The 17,265-nt window shown below is 55.4% G+C and carries 14 protein-coding genes and 2 tRNA genes; all 16 read left to right on the plus strand.

Going from position 1 to position 17,265, the window contains the following annotated elements:
- The first annotated feature begins 5 nt into the window (after positions 1 to 5).
- Positions 6 to 707 (plus strand): response regulator transcription factor, encoded by a 702-nt coding sequence (locus tag L248_RS00315; RefSeq protein ID WP_040534118.1) that lies wholly within the window; start codon positions 6 to 8, stop codon positions 705 to 707.
- Positions 694 to 1,998 (plus strand): sensor histidine kinase, encoded by a 1,305-nt coding sequence (locus tag L248_RS00320; protein WP_022528019.1) that lies wholly within the window; start codon positions 694 to 696, stop codon positions 1,996 to 1,998. Before L248_RS00315 ends, L248_RS00320 begins: the two co-directional genes overlap by 14 nt.
- Before the next feature lie 153 nt (positions 1,999 to 2,151).
- On the plus strand, positions 2,152 to 2,607 hold the full coding sequence (locus tag L248_RS00325) for a nucleoside deaminase (RefSeq protein WP_040534307.1): 456 nt from the start codon (positions 2,152 to 2,154) through the stop codon (positions 2,605 to 2,607).
- A gap of 24 nt (positions 2,608 to 2,631) precedes the next feature.
- Positions 2,632 to 2,955 (plus strand): hypothetical protein, encoded by a 324-nt coding sequence (locus L248_RS00330; RefSeq protein WP_022528021.1) that lies wholly within the window; start codon positions 2,632 to 2,634, stop codon positions 2,953 to 2,955.
- A gap of 248 nt (positions 2,956 to 3,203) precedes the next feature.
- Positions 3,204 to 3,274: transfer RNA gene (locus tag L248_RS00340), tRNA-Glu, on the plus strand.
- 81 nt (positions 3,275 to 3,355) lie between these two features.
- Positions 3,356 to 3,649 (plus strand): hypothetical protein, encoded by a 294-nt coding sequence (locus tag L248_RS00345; protein WP_022528023.1) that lies wholly within the window; start codon positions 3,356 to 3,358, stop codon positions 3,647 to 3,649.
- A gap of 94 nt (positions 3,650 to 3,743) precedes the next feature.
- Positions 3,744 to 3,816, plus strand: a tRNA-Gln gene (locus L248_RS00350).
- Positions 3,817 to 4,478: 662 nt separating this feature from the next.
- Positions 4,479 to 5,747 (plus strand): substrate-binding domain-containing protein, encoded by a 1,269-nt coding sequence (locus L248_RS00355; RefSeq protein WP_022528025.1) that lies wholly within the window; start codon positions 4,479 to 4,481, stop codon positions 5,745 to 5,747.
- Between the two features lie 118 nt (positions 5,748 to 5,865).
- Entirely contained in the window at positions 5,866 to 7,413 is a 1,548-nt protein-coding gene (locus L248_RS00360; protein WP_022528026.1) for a sugar ABC transporter ATP-binding protein, read from the plus strand.
- A 22-nt stretch (positions 7,414 to 7,435) separates the two neighbouring features.
- On the plus strand, positions 7,436 to 9,085 hold the full coding sequence (locus L248_RS00365; protein ID WP_022528027.1) for a galactose/methyl galactoside ABC transporter permease MglC: 1,650 nt from the start codon (positions 7,436 to 7,438) through the stop codon (positions 9,083 to 9,085).
- A gap of 209 nt (positions 9,086 to 9,294) precedes the next feature.
- The gene (locus L248_RS00370) at positions 9,295 to 10,902 is read left to right on the plus strand and encodes a helix-turn-helix domain-containing protein (protein WP_040534119.1); all 1,608 of its coding nucleotides are present in this window, start codon (positions 9,295 to 9,297) and stop codon (positions 10,900 to 10,902) included.
- 176 nt (positions 10,903 to 11,078) lie between these two features.
- Positions 11,079 to 11,771, plus strand: coding sequence for a histidine phosphatase family protein (locus L248_RS00375; RefSeq protein WP_022528029.1), 693 nt, complete (start codon positions 11,079 to 11,081; stop codon positions 11,769 to 11,771).
- Positions 11,772 to 11,864: 93 nt separating this feature from the next.
- On the plus strand, positions 11,865 to 12,518 hold the full coding sequence (locus L248_RS14985; protein ID WP_051999806.1) for a TetR/AcrR family transcriptional regulator: 654 nt from the start codon (positions 11,865 to 11,867) through the stop codon (positions 12,516 to 12,518).
- The gene (locus tag L248_RS00385) at positions 12,518 to 14,254 is read left to right on the plus strand and encodes an ABC transporter ATP-binding protein (protein WP_022528031.1); all 1,737 of its coding nucleotides are present in this window, start codon (positions 12,518 to 12,520) and stop codon (positions 14,252 to 14,254) included. Before L248_RS14985 ends, L248_RS00385 begins: the two co-directional genes overlap by 1 nt.
- Positions 14,247 to 16,139 (plus strand): ABC transporter ATP-binding protein, encoded by a 1,893-nt coding sequence (locus tag L248_RS00390; RefSeq protein ID WP_040534120.1) that lies wholly within the window; start codon positions 14,247 to 14,249, stop codon positions 16,137 to 16,139. The genes L248_RS00385 and L248_RS00390 overlap by 8 nt, the downstream gene beginning before the upstream one ends.
- Before the next feature lie 232 nt (positions 16,140 to 16,371).
- Positions 16,372 to 17,139 (plus strand): acetoin reductase, encoded by a 768-nt coding sequence (locus L248_RS00395; RefSeq protein ID WP_022528034.1) that lies wholly within the window; start codon positions 16,372 to 16,374, stop codon positions 17,137 to 17,139.
- The last annotated feature ends 126 nt before the right edge of the window (positions 17,140 to 17,265 follow it).

Consider the following 17,265-nt stretch of genomic DNA (forward strand, 5'->3'; position numbering starts at 1 on the left):
ATCAGATGACAGCTAAACCATTAATTCTAGTAGTGGAAGATGACCACAGCCTCAACCAGAGTATTCGCGAATTTCTGACGCCCATGGCTGATACCCGCGGGGTCTACAGCGGCGACGAAGGGGAATATTTGGCCAGTGAAGGCATTTTTGATGCCATCATTTTGGACATTATGCTGCCGGAGATGGACGGCTTCACGGTTCTGCACAAGCTCCGTGCGGCCCATGTGGGCACCCCCGTCCTCATCTTGACGGCGAAGGACGGGCTGGCCGACAAGATGCGCGGCTTCGACCTGGGCACCGATGATTATCTGACCAAGCCTTTCCATCGGGAGGAGCTGATGGCCCGAATCAAGGTGCTGCTCAAGCGCAGCGGCAAGTACAGTGCGGACCACACCCTCACGTTTGTCCCGCTGACTGTCCAGCTGAACGACCGCTCCGTCACGGTGGCGGACACCGCCGTCGCCCTCAGCGGCAAGGAGTACGATTTGTTGGTCTATCTGCTCCAGAACCAAGGCACTATCCTCACCAAGGAGCAGATCTTCGACCGCCTGTGGGGCTTCGATTCCGATACCGGCTTAGCCGTGGTGGAAGTCTATATGAGCAATTTGAGAAAGAAATTGAAGGGCACCGCGGTGGCTGACGCCATCCGGACGATTAGAAATGTCGGGTACATCCTCGACGAAGGAGGCACTGGTGGAAGCAAATAAAGGGATCCAGCGCCAGCAGCGCAAGTTATTTTTCGGCGAAGTGTTAAGCTTCGCGGTCCTCTTCTTTACACTGGGGGCCGTGGTCTTTTTCCTTTACCGCAATACGGTCTATCGCGGTGTCGATGCGTCACTGGAGCGACAGGAGCGGAGTTTGAAAAGCGGCCCAGAAGCTTCACCGGGGCCGCTGACGCCGGGCGCTCGGCCCGCCGGTCAGGGCGGGGCGCCGTTCCGCACCAATATGGTCGTTTTTGATACGTATGGCCGGATCGTCAACGCCGCAGACTTAGGCGCCCGTTACTACGCCTATTTTCAGAACTTGGAATTGGATAAAAGTGCGGTCAACAAGAAACAGACCTTGACCACGACGGCGGGGACGTTTCGCACCATCTTGGTCCATGTCCCCAAGACTAACCGGAACCCGACCTACGCCGGCAAATACGTGCTGATCCTGCAAAACATCGACGCTCAGCTGGACGGCTTGAACAGCTTTCTGCGGGTCTTGATCATCACTATGATCTTCTTCTGGCTGTTGGCCCTCTTACTCGCCTGGCTGCTGGCCCGGCGGGCGATGCGGCCCATTGTGAAATCGTGGCAGCGCCAGCAGGACTTCGTGGCCGATGCGGCCCACGAGCTGCGTGCGCCGCTGGCGGTCATTCAGGCCCAGCAGGAACACTTGCTGACCAAGCCCCACGATACGGTGCTGGACCAGAGCGAGGCCATTGCTACGACCTTATCGGAATCGGCCCGGTTGCAGCACTTGACGGCGGATCTGTTGACGATGGCGAAGGCTGACAGCAACGCACTGACGACGAATATGCAGCGCATTGGGCTGCATGACTGGGCCCAGCAGGTGCTTGCCCCTTACGCGGAGATTGCGGCAGCCCGGGGACGGGCGTTTGATGCTGACCTCAGCGCTGACGGCGAGGCCATTTTTGACGCCGACCAGCTCCACCAGCTGCTGGTGATTCTGCTGGACAATGCTTTCAAATACACGACCGAGGGGGATTCTATCTGGGTGGCCACGGCCAGGCAAGCAAAGACGTGGACTCTGACGGTGGGCAACACTGGCCCCAGCATTCCCGACACGGACAAGCAGCGCATCTTTGACCGCTTCTACCGTACGGAACCTTCCCGGAACCGGGCCACGGGCGGCAGCGGGCTGGGGTTGTCGATCGCCCAGTTCATCGTCCAGAACCATCACGGCCATGTCACCGTGACCGACGTGCACCCCCAAGGCGTGCAGTTCACGGTCACCCTGCCATTGAAAAACGCTGTGCTGCGGACCAAGTAAGCCGGTGAACACGCAGCATTAACGGCATGGCCAAGCAGTGACTTGTAGGGCCCTGCTTCTGCCTTTCTGCCCGCGATTATGGTAAGCTGTTTGCTGAAAGTAATTATCCATTCATGAAAGCAGTGTTGAAAATTGGCATATGATTCCCAGTACATGGTGTTGGCGGCTCAGCAGGCCGACCTAAACAATACCCTCCACGAGGGCGGCCCCTTCGGCAGTGTCATCGTGAAGGACGGCAAGATCGTGGGGAAGGGCCACAACCAGGTGCTCTTCCAGCACGATCCCACAGCCCACGGCGAGATCGTTGCAATCCACCGCGCCTGCGATACCCTGGATACCTACGACCTATCTGGCTGCGAACTCTATACCAACGCCTATCCTTGCCCGATGTGCCTGGGGGCCATCATGTGGGCGAACATTAAGACGGTCTATTATGGCAACGCGGCTCAAGATGCTGCGCAGATCGGTTTCCGGGATGCCTTCATGTACCGCTTCATGGCCGGTGATCGGCACGACGACAGTGTCCTGCATCTCGAGCAGCACGACCGGGATAAGACCATCACCGCCTTCCAGCACTTCGCGGCGGATAATGCTGCTCGGCGCTATTAATTAAGAAAGAAAGGATTACTGACCATGGCTGCTTATGCAGAAATCATCGACTTCATCACCACCCACCGCGAGGAGATCGTGCGTGAACCGCGCAAGTATGTCAACATGCTGACGTTTGCCTTCGACCAAAAGCTCTTCCCCTTTGCCGATTATCCAGAGTTCTTCGTGCCCATGCGGCTTCATGTTTTCCGCCTGCCCCAGGACTTCGTTGACGCGCAGAAAACGCAATTGGATGATCTGTACAAGGAAACACTGGCCCCGGATGACGAGGGGTATCAGGACGTGTGGCTGACGACCTCCTGGCTCAAGACGCAGCACTTATTGATGGTGGAGTTGTCTTACGAATGAAAGCCAGCTTTGTTTCCGTGCGGACCCGGTTGGTCGAGTGCGTCATCATGACCCTCATGTTTTGGGTCTGCTGGCAGCTGTTTGCTTGGCCCGCGTTTCACTATGCCTTCTATATCAGCCTTTTTCTGTGTCTCTTTCTGCTGATTATTTTGGCGGTGCTCTTTATCCTGGGTATGCGGCAGAAAAAAAGGCCTTGACATTATTGTGAAATCCGGTAAACTATAAAAGTGCTCATTTTTGATGCCATTGCCCGTTGGTCAAATGGTTAAGACGTCGCCCTCTCAAGGCGGAGTTACGGGTTCAATTCCCGTACGGGCTATCGCAGCGCCGGCAATCGTTGATTGCCGGCGCTTTTCTTTGCTTTTTGGCATAAAACGCATATTTTTTAGGAGGAATTTCAATGTCCGACGATCAGATCCATTACCTCAACGCCCAGCAGCTGGCGATTACCCAGCCCATGACTTTCCACGCCCCCGCACCGGAAGCCATTCAGCGCTTGCACGTGGGCGACAAAGTCCAGCTAGGTTTCGTCGATCCCGAGATTCAAGGCGAATTTTTGCCAGTGGTCATCACAGGCATCCAACGGAACGGGTTGACGGGTCAACTGCTCACCGCGCCTGAACGGCTGCCTTACCTGCGCGAAGGGCAGCAAGTCAGTTTTGACTGGGTGAACATTCTCAAGATTTATACTTAGGCTGTGACCGGCGGGTACTTCCTGCAACTTTTTCCTGCCAACCCCTTGACACACCCCCACCAAAATTTATATACTATTACTCGTTGTTAAGCACTGGGTAATCGCCAAATCGGTAAGGCAGCGGACTCTGAATCCGCAATGTCTAGGTTCGAGTCCTAGTTACCCAATTTTCACCATTCGTTGGCTGTCATCGACGTTCAAAACGTTGGTATGACAGCTTTTTTGTTCCTTCAGGTAGTCACGGATAAGTACCCGTTTTCAATGTTTTGAAGTGGCGGTGTAGTGCCGAAAACAGAATATAAAGCCAGTCCTGGCGGGCGGTGGCCGCTGCGTTACGTGCGCAGCGGCTTTTTTTGTGCCCGCAGTCAGCTAGTCATTGCTTGGGAAAAGAACAGGGCAGTCAGGGTCGGAGGTAGTGGCATGCAGGACGGCCCGACATTCAGTGGTAAGTTGTATTCTCCCTTGCAGAAGCGATTAGCGTTGGCTAATCAGGGGTTCTGATTCACTGGTCAAATTACAGGAACTGTCGACTTCTTCACGAAGATCAGTGAAAATGAACGAAAATCAGCAGTTTTTGAAGACAGCGTTTTACTAAAACATTTCATTTCCGTACCGCCTGCCAATCCAGGTATTATCGCCTTCTCGCCCATGGTCCCGCCATGAAAACACGGCGAAGGCGCCACTCAAAGTGGGCATATTCAAGATAAACTCCCAAAAATATTCAAGGCGGACTGGCGGATATTCTATGGCCGCATCCGGGTGGGCTGAGTAGACTAAAGAATAAGTAAGCGCATTCATCCATCCTGGAGCAAGAAAGGAATTATCGAAAATGAAAAAGACAAAGACATTGTGGACAATGACGTTGATGCTTGGCGCCGCTTTGCTGCTGGCCGCCTGCGGTTCCGGCTCAGGGTCATCGAGTACCGGATCTAAGACGGTGGCGAATAAGGACAAGCCGGTGGTGTGGTTCAACCGCCAGCCCTCTAACTCCACCACAGGCAAATTGGACATGGCCGCTTTGAGCTTCAACAAAGACACCTACTATGTTGGGTTTGACGCGAACCAAGGGGCTAAGGTTCAAGGGGAAATGATCAAGTCCTATATCGAGAAGAACATCGCCACCATTGATCGCAACGGTGACGGCACCATTGGGTACGTGCTGGCCATCGGCGACGTTGGCCACAACGACTCCATTGCCCGTACCCGCGGTGTCCGCACGGCATTGGGCACGGCCGTATCCAAGGGGGGCGCAGTGAACTCTGCTCCTGCTGGGATGAATTCCGACGGCAAGTCCAAAGTCGTGAAAGACGGCAGTCTCACCGTCAACGGCAAGACCTACAAGATTCGTGAACTGGCGAGTCAGGAAATGAAGAACAACTCCGGCGCGACATGGGATGCCGCCACCGCGGGGAACACGATCGGCACATGGGCGTCCAGCCTCGGCAAGCAGATCGACGTCGTGGCATCGAACAACGACGGCATGGGCATGGCGATGTTCAACTCCTGGTCTAAAGAAAACAAAGTGCCGACCTTTGGTTACGACGCTAACTCTGATGCGGTCGCTGCGATTGCAGAAGGATACGGCGGCACCGTCAGCCAGCACGCCGATGTCCAAGCTTACTTGACCCTCCGCGTACTGCGTAATGCGTTGGACGGGGCGAAGAAGGGCACCGGGATCGAAACAAAAGACAGCGTGGGCAATATGCTGGCGAAGGACACCTTTGTTTATAACGAAAAGCAGCGCTCCTACTACGCGATGAACGTAGCAGTCACTGCCGACAACTACAAGGACTTCACTGAATCGACCAAGGTTTATGAAGGCGCTTCGCACCAGTTGAGCAAGTCAAAGTCCCCAGAAAAGAAGGTTTGGCTGGACATTTACAACTCCTCCGACAACTTCTTGGGATCGACGTATCAGCCGCTTTTGAAGAAGTACGCGAAACTGTTGAACCTGAACGTTGAGTTCATCGGCGGTGACGGCCAGACCGAGTCCAACATTACCAACCGTCTGGGCAACCCAAGCGAGTACGACGCGTTTGCCATCAACATGGTGAAGACCGACAACGGATCTTCGTACACGTCCATCCTGAAACAGTAATCCGCATTAGCTCCATTGCAATTCCAGGAATCGGGATCGCCGAAATGATGCGCTTTCGGAGCTGCCCATCCTGGAGTTGTTTTTTTCCAAGAGCAAATGAGAAAGGAGACACAGTCTCATGCAGGAAGCACCAGTATTAAACGTTAACAAATCCCAAGAACCGCCTGTCGACTCCGACGTGATGTTGTCGATTCGGGGTCTGAGCAAATCTTTCGGGCGCAACCGCGTGCTTGATCATATTGACATGGATGTCAAAAAAGGCTCCGTCATGGGGCTGATGGGCGAAAACGGGGCCGGCAAGTCGACCATGATGAAGTGCCTGTTCGGTATCAAGACCCGGGATGAAGGCAAGTTTTATCTGGATGGCAAGGAGGTTTCCTTCCAAGGACCCAAGGACGCGCTGGAAAACGGCATCGCCATGGTCCACCAGGAACTTAACCAAGCACTGGACCGCAGCGTGGTGGACAATCTGTTCTTGGGCCGCTATCCCGTCAACGCCCTGGGGGTCGTCGATGAGCGACAAATGCGGCGGGAAGCCACCGAGCTGTTTCGGCGGCTGGGCATGACCGTCAATCTGACGCAGCCCATGCGCAAAATGAGTGTTTCTCAACGGCAAATGGTGGAGATTGCCAAGGCCATTTCTTACCACTCCAAGGTCATCGTTCTTGATGAGCCCACCAGTTCACTGATGGCGCAAGAAGTCGACAAGCTCTTCGACATGGTTCGGATGCTTAAAAAACAAGGCATCTCGATTATCTTCATCTCGCATAAAATGGACGAAGTGTTCCAGATCTGCGATGAGGTGTCCGTGCTGCGGGACGGCCATCTGGTGATGACCAAGAAGACGGCCGATACCAACATGAACGAGCTGGTGAAGGCCATGGTCGGGCGGCCGCTGGATAACCGGTTCCCGCCGGTGGATAACGTTGTCGGGAAGACGATCCTGCAGGTCAGCCATTTGTCGACGAAATTTTCACCGTACCTCCAAGACATCACCTTCAGTGTCGGCCAAGGCGAGATCTTCGGTCTCTATGGGCTGGTGGGGGCCGGCCGGACCGAATTGCTGGAGACCATTTTCGGGGTCCGGACCCGGGCAGCGGGCCGGGTGTACTTCAACGGCAAACTGGCCAACTTCAACTCTGCTAAGGAAGCGATGGACCATGGGTTCGCGATGATTACGGAAGAACGGAAGGCAAACGGCCTGTTCCTTAAGGGCAGCCTCACGTTTAATACCACCATCACCAACTTGGACGCGTACAAGCGCGGCGTCGCCCTGTCTGAACAGAAGATGACGAAGGCGACCCTGAAAGAGATCCAGGTCATGAATACCAAAACCATGGGTCCCGACGAGCTCATCGCCAGTTTAAGCGGCGGCAACCAGCAGAAGGTGATCATCGGTAAGTGGCTGGAGCGGCTGCCCCAGTTGTTCATGATGGACGAACCGACCCGCGGTATCGACGTGGGGGCCAAGTACGAAATCTACGAATTGATCATTCAAATGGCCAAACAAGGTAAAACTATTATCGTGGTCTCGTCCGAAATGCCCGAAATTCTGGGCATTACCAACCGCATCGGGGTCATGAGCAATGGCCGCCTGGCGGGCATCGTGAACACGAAACAGACCAACCAAGAAGAGCTGTTACGGCTCAGCGCGAAGTATTTATAAGCGAGAAGGGAGAACAACACTCATGGCAGATACCAACATTCTCACCCCTGAGGCCGAACAGCAGCTGCGGCAGCCCATTGATGACGCCATCGGCAAAATCCAGAGCCAAGTCAACGCGCTGCGGCAGGACGGGACGGACCGGGTCATCAGTCTCAACAGCCATATCGAAGCGACCAAGCGGGACAAAAGCCTGACCAAAACTGAACGGGATGACGTCATCAAGGCGGATAAACAAGCCCTGATCGGCGCCCGGGAGGTGGAAAATCAGAACAAGGAACAAGTGGCCCAGCTGATTGCCGAGGCAGAAAGCTATCTCAAGGCCCATTACGACAAGGACTATTATCAATACGTCGTCAAGAGCTGTGAGGAAGAAAAAGTGGTGGCTAAGAAGGCGTATGAGGAGCAGCTGGCCGCCCTCAATGCTGAGCACAAACAGACGGTCAGCGGTCTTTCGGATCGGGCTGAGATCAAGGAAGAAAACTACGTTCACAAGAACAAGCTGTTCGATGCCAAAGTGACCTACCAGGCCCGCATGCGCCAAATCAAAGACCGCCAGCACGCGGCATTCGTTTATCAGTATCACTTGCTGGACCTCTTGCGCATGTCCAAGTTCTCTTTCCAAGAAAACATGGCCCAACGGTGGGAAAACTACCGGTACACGTTCAATCGGCGTGACTTCCTGTTACGCAACGGCTTGTACATTGCCATCATCATCGTCTTCATTATCTTGGCCATCATTACCCCGATTATTAAGGGCACGTCGCTGCTGACTTACAACAATGTCTTAAATATCCTTCAGCAGGCGTCCCCGCAGATGTTCCTGGCCTTGGGGGTAGCGGGCTTGATCCTGTTGACGGGGACCGACTTATCCATCGGCCGGATGGTCGGCATGGGGATGACCGCCGCCACGATCATCATGCACCAAGGCATCAATACCGGTTCCGTGTTTGGCATTACGTTTGATTTCTCCAAATGGGGGTTGTGGCCCAGGGTAATCTTGGCCCTGGTGGCCTGTATTGTCTTGAGTACTTTCTTCACGACGATTGCCGGGTTCTTCACCGCCCGTTTCCAGATGCACCCCTTCATTTCAACCATGGCCAACACGTTGATCATCTTCGGACTGGTCACTTATGCGACCAAGGGCGTCTCGTTCGGGGCCATTGATCCGGCCATTCCTAACATGATCATTCCGAAGATTGGCGGGTTCCCGTCGATCATTCTCTGGGCCATCTTAGCCATTGCTGTGACTTGGTTTGTTTGGAATAAGACCCGGTTCGGCAAGAATTTGTACGCGGTTGGCGGTAATCCGGAAGCCGCCGCGGTCTCTGGTATTTCAGTATTTGCAGTCACTTTGGGGGCTTTCATCTTCGCTGGGGTCCTCTATGGGTTCGGCTCTTGGCTCGAATGTGCCCGGATGGTCGGTTCCGGCTCCGCCGCATACGGCCAAGGCTGGGAAATGAACGCCATTGCGGCCTGTGTTGTCGGCGGCGTATCCTTCACCGGTGGTATTGGTAAGATCTCCGGCGTGGTGGTCGGTGTCACGATTTTCACCGCATTGACTTATGCGCTGACCATCCTCGGAATCGATACCAACCTGCAGTTCGTTTTCTCCGGCGTGATCATCCTCATCGCCGTGACCTTGGATTCCTTGAAGTACGTTCAGAAGAAGTGAGTTGTGACACGGTTTGCCGCGGCCTGGAGCCGCGGCTTTTTTGTTCTTCCGCAGGGCAAGCCTGACACCTGTCACGTTCTGTCCACCCGGTACCAAGCCGTTTTGCTTTCAATGGAGCGCTTTCACTGATAGAGTAGTAAGTATTTCAGGGATACACTATCCCTTACTCAGCCGATTATCGGTAAACAATCAGGAAAGTAGGTCATTCGATGACAGCATATCGCGTGTTATTCGTGGAGAAAACACCAGCGGAGTCGCCCATGGCGGCTTTACTGGATTGGGCCGCGTTGGGCTACAGTCTGACGGGTACGGTGGCTTCTGAAAAACAGGCGTTAGCGGTGATTGAAACAGAAAGGCCGGACGTTGTTGTGACGGAACTGGCTTTGGCCGAGGGGAGCGGTCTCTCGTTGATTCGCCGGGCTAAGGCTGCGGCGGCGGACACCGCGTTCGTGATTTTGGCGCCGGAGGGACATTTTGAGGCGGCGCAGGAAGCCATTACTTTGGGGGTATCCGCATTTTTGACCCGGCCGGAAGATCCGGCCGTGCTGCGCCGGACGTTTGTTCAGCTGCACCAGACATTACAGCAGCGCAATGTCCAGGCGGCGAATTGGACGGCCTTGCAGCAATTTTACAAGCAGTCGCTGCCGGTCATGCAGGCCAGTTTTTACGCTGCACTGATCGATGGCCAGATCGACCGGTCCAGTTTGCACACCTACCAGCGGGACTACCAAATTGATCTGCCAGGACCGTATTACACGGTTCTGGTGGTACACACTTCGACGAAACAGCTGCCGGCCGGTGCGGACCCGATGCTGGTGCGCACTCAGGTGCTGGAGAAGTCCCGGACATTTTTTGCCACGTTGTGGTCGGCCGCGGCTTTTTCTTACTTGGGTAACACGGTGCTGGTGGTGCAGCTGGGGAACACCGCGGCGGGGCGGACACTGACCGACGATGCGGACCGGTTCTGCCAAGAAGTCAAAGCACAGCTAGAGGCCTATGTCACGGTGGGTGTGGGCACTGTCGTGGCGGACCCGCTGGACTTGCCCCAAGCGTACCGCAGTGCCCGTACAGCCGTGTCTTACCGTAGTCTTTATGGTTCCGGCAAGGTGATCAACATGAAAGAATTGGTACCCGAGGAGCGCGACGACTTCAGTCCGGTCGCCGACACTGCGCTGGCCGCCCTGCTCAAGCAGATCCACTTGGGGCCGGCGACGGCGATCGAAGGAGCTGTGGCGACGTATCTGGCGTACTTGGAGACGACCGCCACGGGGATGAATCAGCACACGGTGGTGGTCAATGAGCTCATCAGCTCCCTGTACCGATTTGCGGCCAACAACCGGCTGCGGGTCGCCGGGTTGACGGATAACCTCAAGGGCCTGTATCAGTCCTTGCCGGAGAATTCTCCTGCCTCTCTGCATCAGTGGCTATCGGCCACCAGCTTGGCTCTCCACCGGCAGCTGGCCGCCGCCCGGGACACTACGTCGACGACGATGATGCGGGAGGCCAAAGCGTATGTGCGGGCGCATTACCAGGAGGAAGAGCTGGGGCTGAAAGATATTTGTGCCGCGTTGGGCGTGTCCAGTTCCTATTTCTCCACACTTTTCAAACGGGAAACCGGGGTGTCGTTTATCACGTACCTCACGGATTTTCGAATGAATTTAGCGGCGCGGCTATTGCTTGAGACCACCGAAAAAAGTCAGGTCATTGGTCACCTTTGCGGGTACGCAGATCCTAATTACTTCAGTTTGGTATTCAAAAAGCATTTCGGTGATTCCCCCACGGCATACCGGGGCGGGGCAGTGGCGATGATGCATTGATGGACCATCCTGGGCCGGTTTTTAGCGGACCGGCCGGTGGGGGCATGCTGAATCCGCTAGCCGCGTTTCTTTACTCCGCAGCCTGTCTTTTCCGCCTTCCGACCGGTGTTTTTTCTCCCACCTTCAATTATGGTAGAATTCAGTTAACGTAATCGCAGAAAGGAACAGGTGACATTATGGCGAAGCAGCTATTATTCCTCGTCCGTCACGGGCAGACCGAGCTGAATGCGCAGGATAAGATGCAAGGGTGGATCGATTCGCCTCTGACGGCCGATGGGCTGCGGTCCGCCCGTCAGCTCAGCCATATGCTGCGCAAGGTGGACTTTGTATCGGCCTACACCAGCGACTTGGAACGGCAGCAGGTCACCTGTCGGCTGATTCTGGACAAGCACCCGGACACTCCGATGCACGTGACCACTGGTCTGCGCGAAATGTACTTCGGGGCGCTGGAAGGCGAATCCGCCCGCCGCATCTTCATCGAGGTGGTCCGCCGCTACGGCCTGAAGACCGCGCGGCGGATGTATCAAGGCGAAGGGGATGTGGTCGCTCTGACCAACTCCTTCGCCGCCCTGGATGACACCGACCAAGCTGAAGACTATCAAGCGTTGCAGCAGCGGATGCAGCAGACGATGCGGCGCATCTCAGACGAGAACGGTGACGGCAATATTCTGATCGTTTCTTCCGGGCTGGCCCTCAGTAATTACTTGTATGGTCTCGACCACAGTGCCATTGACGGGCATTTGCTAGACAACACCAGCGTCAGCCTAGTCAGTGTGGAAGATGGCCGAACCAGCGTGGAAGCGGTGAATTTGACGAGTGCTCGGGATTTGAACAAATTTTTGAAGGAAACCGAGCAGATTACTGATTGATTTTTTCCCTGAAGGGTCTATAATGACACATTGTCATATGACGATGTGTCATTTTTGGTATATAATGTCACATTGAGAAAGGGAGGCGGCGGGGTGCCCACCCAAACGTTTTTCAATTTACCCAAGACCAAACGCCAGCGGCTGATCACGGCCGGACTGACTGTTTTTTCCCACGCCAGTTTGGACCAAGCGGCGGTCAGCGACATCGTGCGGCTGGCCGAGATCTCTCGGGGCAGTTTCTACCAATACTTCGCAGACAAAACGGACCTGTACTTCTACCTGCTGAGTCAGATGCGGGAAGACTGGGTGGCCCGGACTGAGGGCACGCTGCGCCGCCATCAGGGCGACTTGTTTGCGGCCGCCCGGGAGTTATCCGTGGCGGGCTTCAAGGAAGTCATCGCCGGTCCCCAGAAGGATTTCTTTCGGACGCTGTTCACTGGGTTCAACTACCGGGGCACGGCTAAGATGGATGAGGACTGGACGCGGCGGTACCGGGCAGAACACCGGCCGTCGACAAACTGGTCGGGCATGGTGGATGCCAAACGCTTGAATGTGGCCAACGAGGAACAGCTCCTCACCCTCGTTCACATGCTGTTCGGTATCTTTGCCCAGAATGTTGCCCGCTATTTCACCCACGCGGCAACAGCTCCCCGTCGGACCGCTGATCAATACATGAGCAACATGCTGCTGATGATCGATTGGCTGCAATACGGCGTCGAGAAGCAAAATGCACAGGAGGAAAGCTAATGTTCAAACTAATGAAAGCCCGCATGTCCGGGTGGCAGATCCTGGGGGCCTTGCTGTTCATGACTGGCCAGGTCATTGCCCAGTTGTATCTGCCCAACTTGACAGCGGACATCGTCAACAACGGGATCGCCGCTGGTAACGTCGGCTATATCTGGTCCACCGGCGGCCGTATGCTCTTAGTGACGGCGGTATTTATTTTGATGGCGATTGGGAACGTCTTTCTCGCTTCCCGCGCCTCGCAAAAACTTGGCCAAAATCTGCGCAGTGATTTGTTCCATAAGGTCATGTTTTATTCCAATGACCAATTCGACGCGATTGGCACCAGTTCTTTGATTACCCGGAACACCAACGACGTCATGCAGATTCAAAACGTGACCATGATGATGCTCCGGATGATGATCATGGCACCGATTACCTTGATTGGGGCCAGCTTCCTGGCTTACCAGAAGGATGCGTATTTGACCCGGATCTTCCTGGTCGTTATTCCGCTGCTCGTGCTCGTCATGGGCGTTGTGATGTTCTTCGCCGTCCCGCTGTTCCGTAAGATGCAGACGAAGACGGACCGCTTGAACCTGATCTTCCGGGAAGGGTTGACGGGTGTGCGGGTCATCCGGGCCTTTCGCCAAGACGAATTCGAACAGAACCGGTTCGATGTCGCCAACAAGGATTACACCCACAATGCCCGGATGGTTTTCTCCATTATTGCCGTCATGTTTCCGCTCGTGACTTTGATCATGTCCGGCACCAACGTCGGTATCGTATGGTTCGGCGCGCAGCGCATTGCCCAGCAATCCATGGAGACCGGGAATATGATCGCCTTCATTACATACGCGATGCAGATTTTGATGAGCTTCATGATGCTCGCCATGGTGTTCTTCTTCGTGCCTCGGGCACAAGCCAGTGCAACCCGGATCAACCAAGTATTGGATGCCGAGACGACGTTGAAATCGCCGGCCCAACCCACCGCGCCAGCAACACCGGAAGCCGAGGCGCAATTTGACAACGTTCAATTCCGCTATGCCCAAGCCGAGAACCCGGCGCTGGTCGGGGTGGACTTCCGCATGACGAAGGGTCAGACGGTGGCTGTCATCGGCGGCACTGGCTCCGGCAAGACGACGCTGGTCAACCTGATTCCGCGGTTCTACGACGTGGAGAAGGGCAGTGTCAACGTGAACGGTACCGATGTGAGAAAGTGGGACCTGGCCGCGCTCCACGAGCATGTTGCCTTCGTCCCCCAGAAGTCGATGCTGTTCCGCGGTACGATTCGTTCCAACATGCAGTATGGTAACGAGAACGCCACGGACGACGAGATTTGGCATGCGTTAGACATTGCCCAGGCGACAGAATTCGTCAAGGGCTTGCCCGCCGGATTGGACGCCGTCGTGGAACAAGGCGGGAACAACTTCTCCGGTGGTCAGAAACAACGGTTGGCCATTGCCCGAGCGTTAGTGAAGAAAGCCAGTATTTACGTATTTGACGATTCGTTTTCTGCCCTGGACTTCAAGACCGACGCCAACCTGCGCCACGCCTTGAAAGAAGATCCCCAGATGCAGGACAGCGTCGTCGTGATCGTCGGCCAGCGGGTCTCCACAGTGGCCGATGCGGACACGATCATTGTCCTGGACAGCGGCAAGATGGTGGGCCGCGGCACGCACAGCGAGCTGATGGCGAACAACACGACCTACCAAGAAATCGTCAGCTCGCAGATTCGGAAAGGGGATACGACTAATGAGTGATAACAAGAGCACTCGCCGACCGGCCGGCGGCCCGGGTCATGGGCCCATGCGCGGCATGGGCGTGAAAGAAAAGCCGAAGAACTTCTGGGGGACCACCCGGCGGCTCTTGGGCTACATGAAGCCCCACGCCATTGCCTTCTCGGCTGTCGTGATCCTGGCCATCGTTTCCCAGATCTTCCAGATCCGGACACCCAAAATCTTGGGTGAAGCGACCACCGAGATCTTCAAGGGCGTCATGAAGGGCACCGCTGAGCAGAAGGCGGGGATGAACATCAACACCTTCCCCATCGACTTCAGCAAGATCCAGACGATTATTGTCACCGTTTTGCTGATGTATTTGGCCTCTGCGCTGTTCAGTTTCCTGCAGCAATTCATCATGACCCAAGTGTCCCAGGACACGGTTTATCGCCTGCGCCGGGACCTCAAGGACAAGATGGCCCGGGTGCCGGTGCAGTACTACGATACGCATCCCAACGGGGACATTATGTCCCGGGCGATCAACGATATGGATAACATCGCCGGTACACTGCAGCAGAACATTACCCAGGCGATTACCAGTATCGTCATGTTTGTCGGCACGCTGTGGATGATGATTACCATTAGCTGGGCCTTGACGGGGATTGCCCTGTTAACGATTCCGCTGAGTTTGATCGTCGTCGGCATCGTGGCTCCCCGGTCGCAGAAGTTCTTCGCGGCGCAGCAGAAGTCCTTGGGGCTTTTGAACGACCAGATTGAAGAAAACTATAGCGGCCACATTGTGAACAAGTCCTTTAACCACGAGGCCGAGACCATCAGCCAGTTCGAAGAAGAAAACACCCGGCTGTACAACGCGTCGTGGAAGGCACAGATGATCTCCGGGATCATCATGCCGCTGATGAACTTCGTTAATAACCTGGGCTACGTCTTCGTTGCCATTTTCGGCGGTATTCGCGTCGCCAACGGTGAGGTCAGCTTGGGGGACGTGCAGGCCTTTCTGCAATACACCCAGCAATTCTCTCAGCCGATTTCTCAACTTGCTAACTTAGCGAACACCATCCAAGCGACCATTGCGTCGGCGGAGCGGATCTTTGAGGTCTTGGACGAGCCGGAAATGACGGATACCAAGTCTGATGTGGCCCCGATTCCAGACGACAAGCGCAAGATTGCCCTGGAACACGTTAAATTCGGTTATGTCGGCAAGCCCCAACTGATGAGCGACTTCAACCTGAACGTCTATCCTGGGCAGATGATTGCCATTGTCGGGCCGACTGGGGCCGGCAAGACGACGATTATCAACCTGCTGGAGCGCTTCTACGACATCAACGGCGGTTCTATTCGCCTGGCCGGCACCGATACCCGGGACATCAAGCGGGAGGACCTGCGCAGTCACTTCGCGATGGTCCTTCAGGATACCTGGCTGTTCACCGGGACGATCATGGCCAACCTGCGCTATGGGCGCGAAGACGCCACGGATGAGCAAGTCTTTGCTGCGGCCAAGGCGGCCCACGCAGACAGCTTCATCCGCCAGTTGCCTAAAGGTTACGATACAGTATTGAACGAAGAGGCCAGCAATATTTCCCAGGGGCAGCGCCAGTTGCTGACGATTGCCCGGGCCTTCGTCGCCGATCCGGAGATCTTGATTCTGGATGAAGCGACCAGTTCCGTCGATACCCGTACCGAGCTGCACATCCAGCACGCCATGGAGCGCCTGCTGCAAGGGCGGACCAGCTTCGTGGTGGCCCACCGGCTGTCGACCATTCAGGACGCAGACAACATCATCGTCATGAACCACGGGAGCGTGGTGGAGACGGGGACGCACGCGAGCCTGCTGGCCAAGAATGGGTTCTACGCCGATCTGTACAACAGTCAATTCACCGGCAACTTGGCGATGGCCGAGCCGTCGTAAGGAATGCAGTGAAGAAAGGGCACCTGGCCATAGACGGCGGGGTGCTCTTTTTGCATGGTGTATTAGGCAAAAATACACAAGATCCGACAATTTTTGCCATCAATTTTTGCCACCTCGTTTGACCCATTTTTGGCGAATCGTCCAAGTTGTTTCAGAACGAGTGTTATCGCTTTCAACCGTGCCAGTGTCGTGCTATTCTGAAATCACCCAAAAAGGAATTGGAGGAATTTTCATGGCAAAGACAGCAATCGTGACCGGGGGCGGTCAGGGGATCGGGCGCGGTATCGCGCTGCAATTGGCGAAAGACGGATTCAACGTGGTCGTCGGCGATTTGAACGAAAAAACGGCGGCTTCTGTGGCAGAGGAAATCAAAGCCCTGGGGGTGGACAGCCTGCCCGTCGTGGCCGACGTTTCTGACGAAGCGTCGTTCCAGAACCTGGTAGAGACGGCCCATAAGCAGTTCCCGACGATTGACGTGCTCGTCAACAATGCGGGGATCGCCTTGGTCGCCACGATTCAGGAGACGACCACGGCAGAGTTCGAACGCATCTTCCGCATCAATGTGAACAGCGTGTTCTTCGGGATCAAAGCCGTGACCCCGATCATGCAGGCGCAGGGCGGCGGGAAAATCATTAACGCCAGCTCCATCGCCGGCCACCAAGGGATCGAATTGCTTGGACCATACTCCGCGACGAAGTTTGCAATTCGCGGTTTGACCCAAGCGGCCGCCCAAGAACTGGCGAAGGATCACATTACGGTGAACGGCTATGCGCCGGGTATCGTGCTCACCCCGATGTGGGATCTCATCGACAAGCGGATGAGCGAGATTCACGGTGTGCCCATCGGCGCATCGCGGCAGAAGTTCATCGACGGCATCGCGCTGGGCCGGGGCGAGCAGCCCGAAGACGTGGCCGGACTGGTGTCATTCTTGGCCAGCAGCAAGTCGGACTACATCACCGGTCAAACAATCGTGGTGGACGGCGGCATTGATTACGTCTAAACCGTCGTTTGGCGAAGGCCATGATGGATGGATAGAACAACAACAGGGCAGAAAAGACGACCGTCGTGCAGAGGGCCGCCTTTTCTTGTGGGCGGGGCCTTTCTTATTGTTTAAACCGGTGACTAA

The organism is Schleiferilactobacillus shenzhenensis LY-73, assembly GCF_000469325.1.
Classification (GTDB): domain Bacteria; phylum Bacillota; class Bacilli; order Lactobacillales; family Lactobacillaceae; genus Schleiferilactobacillus; species Schleiferilactobacillus shenzhenensis.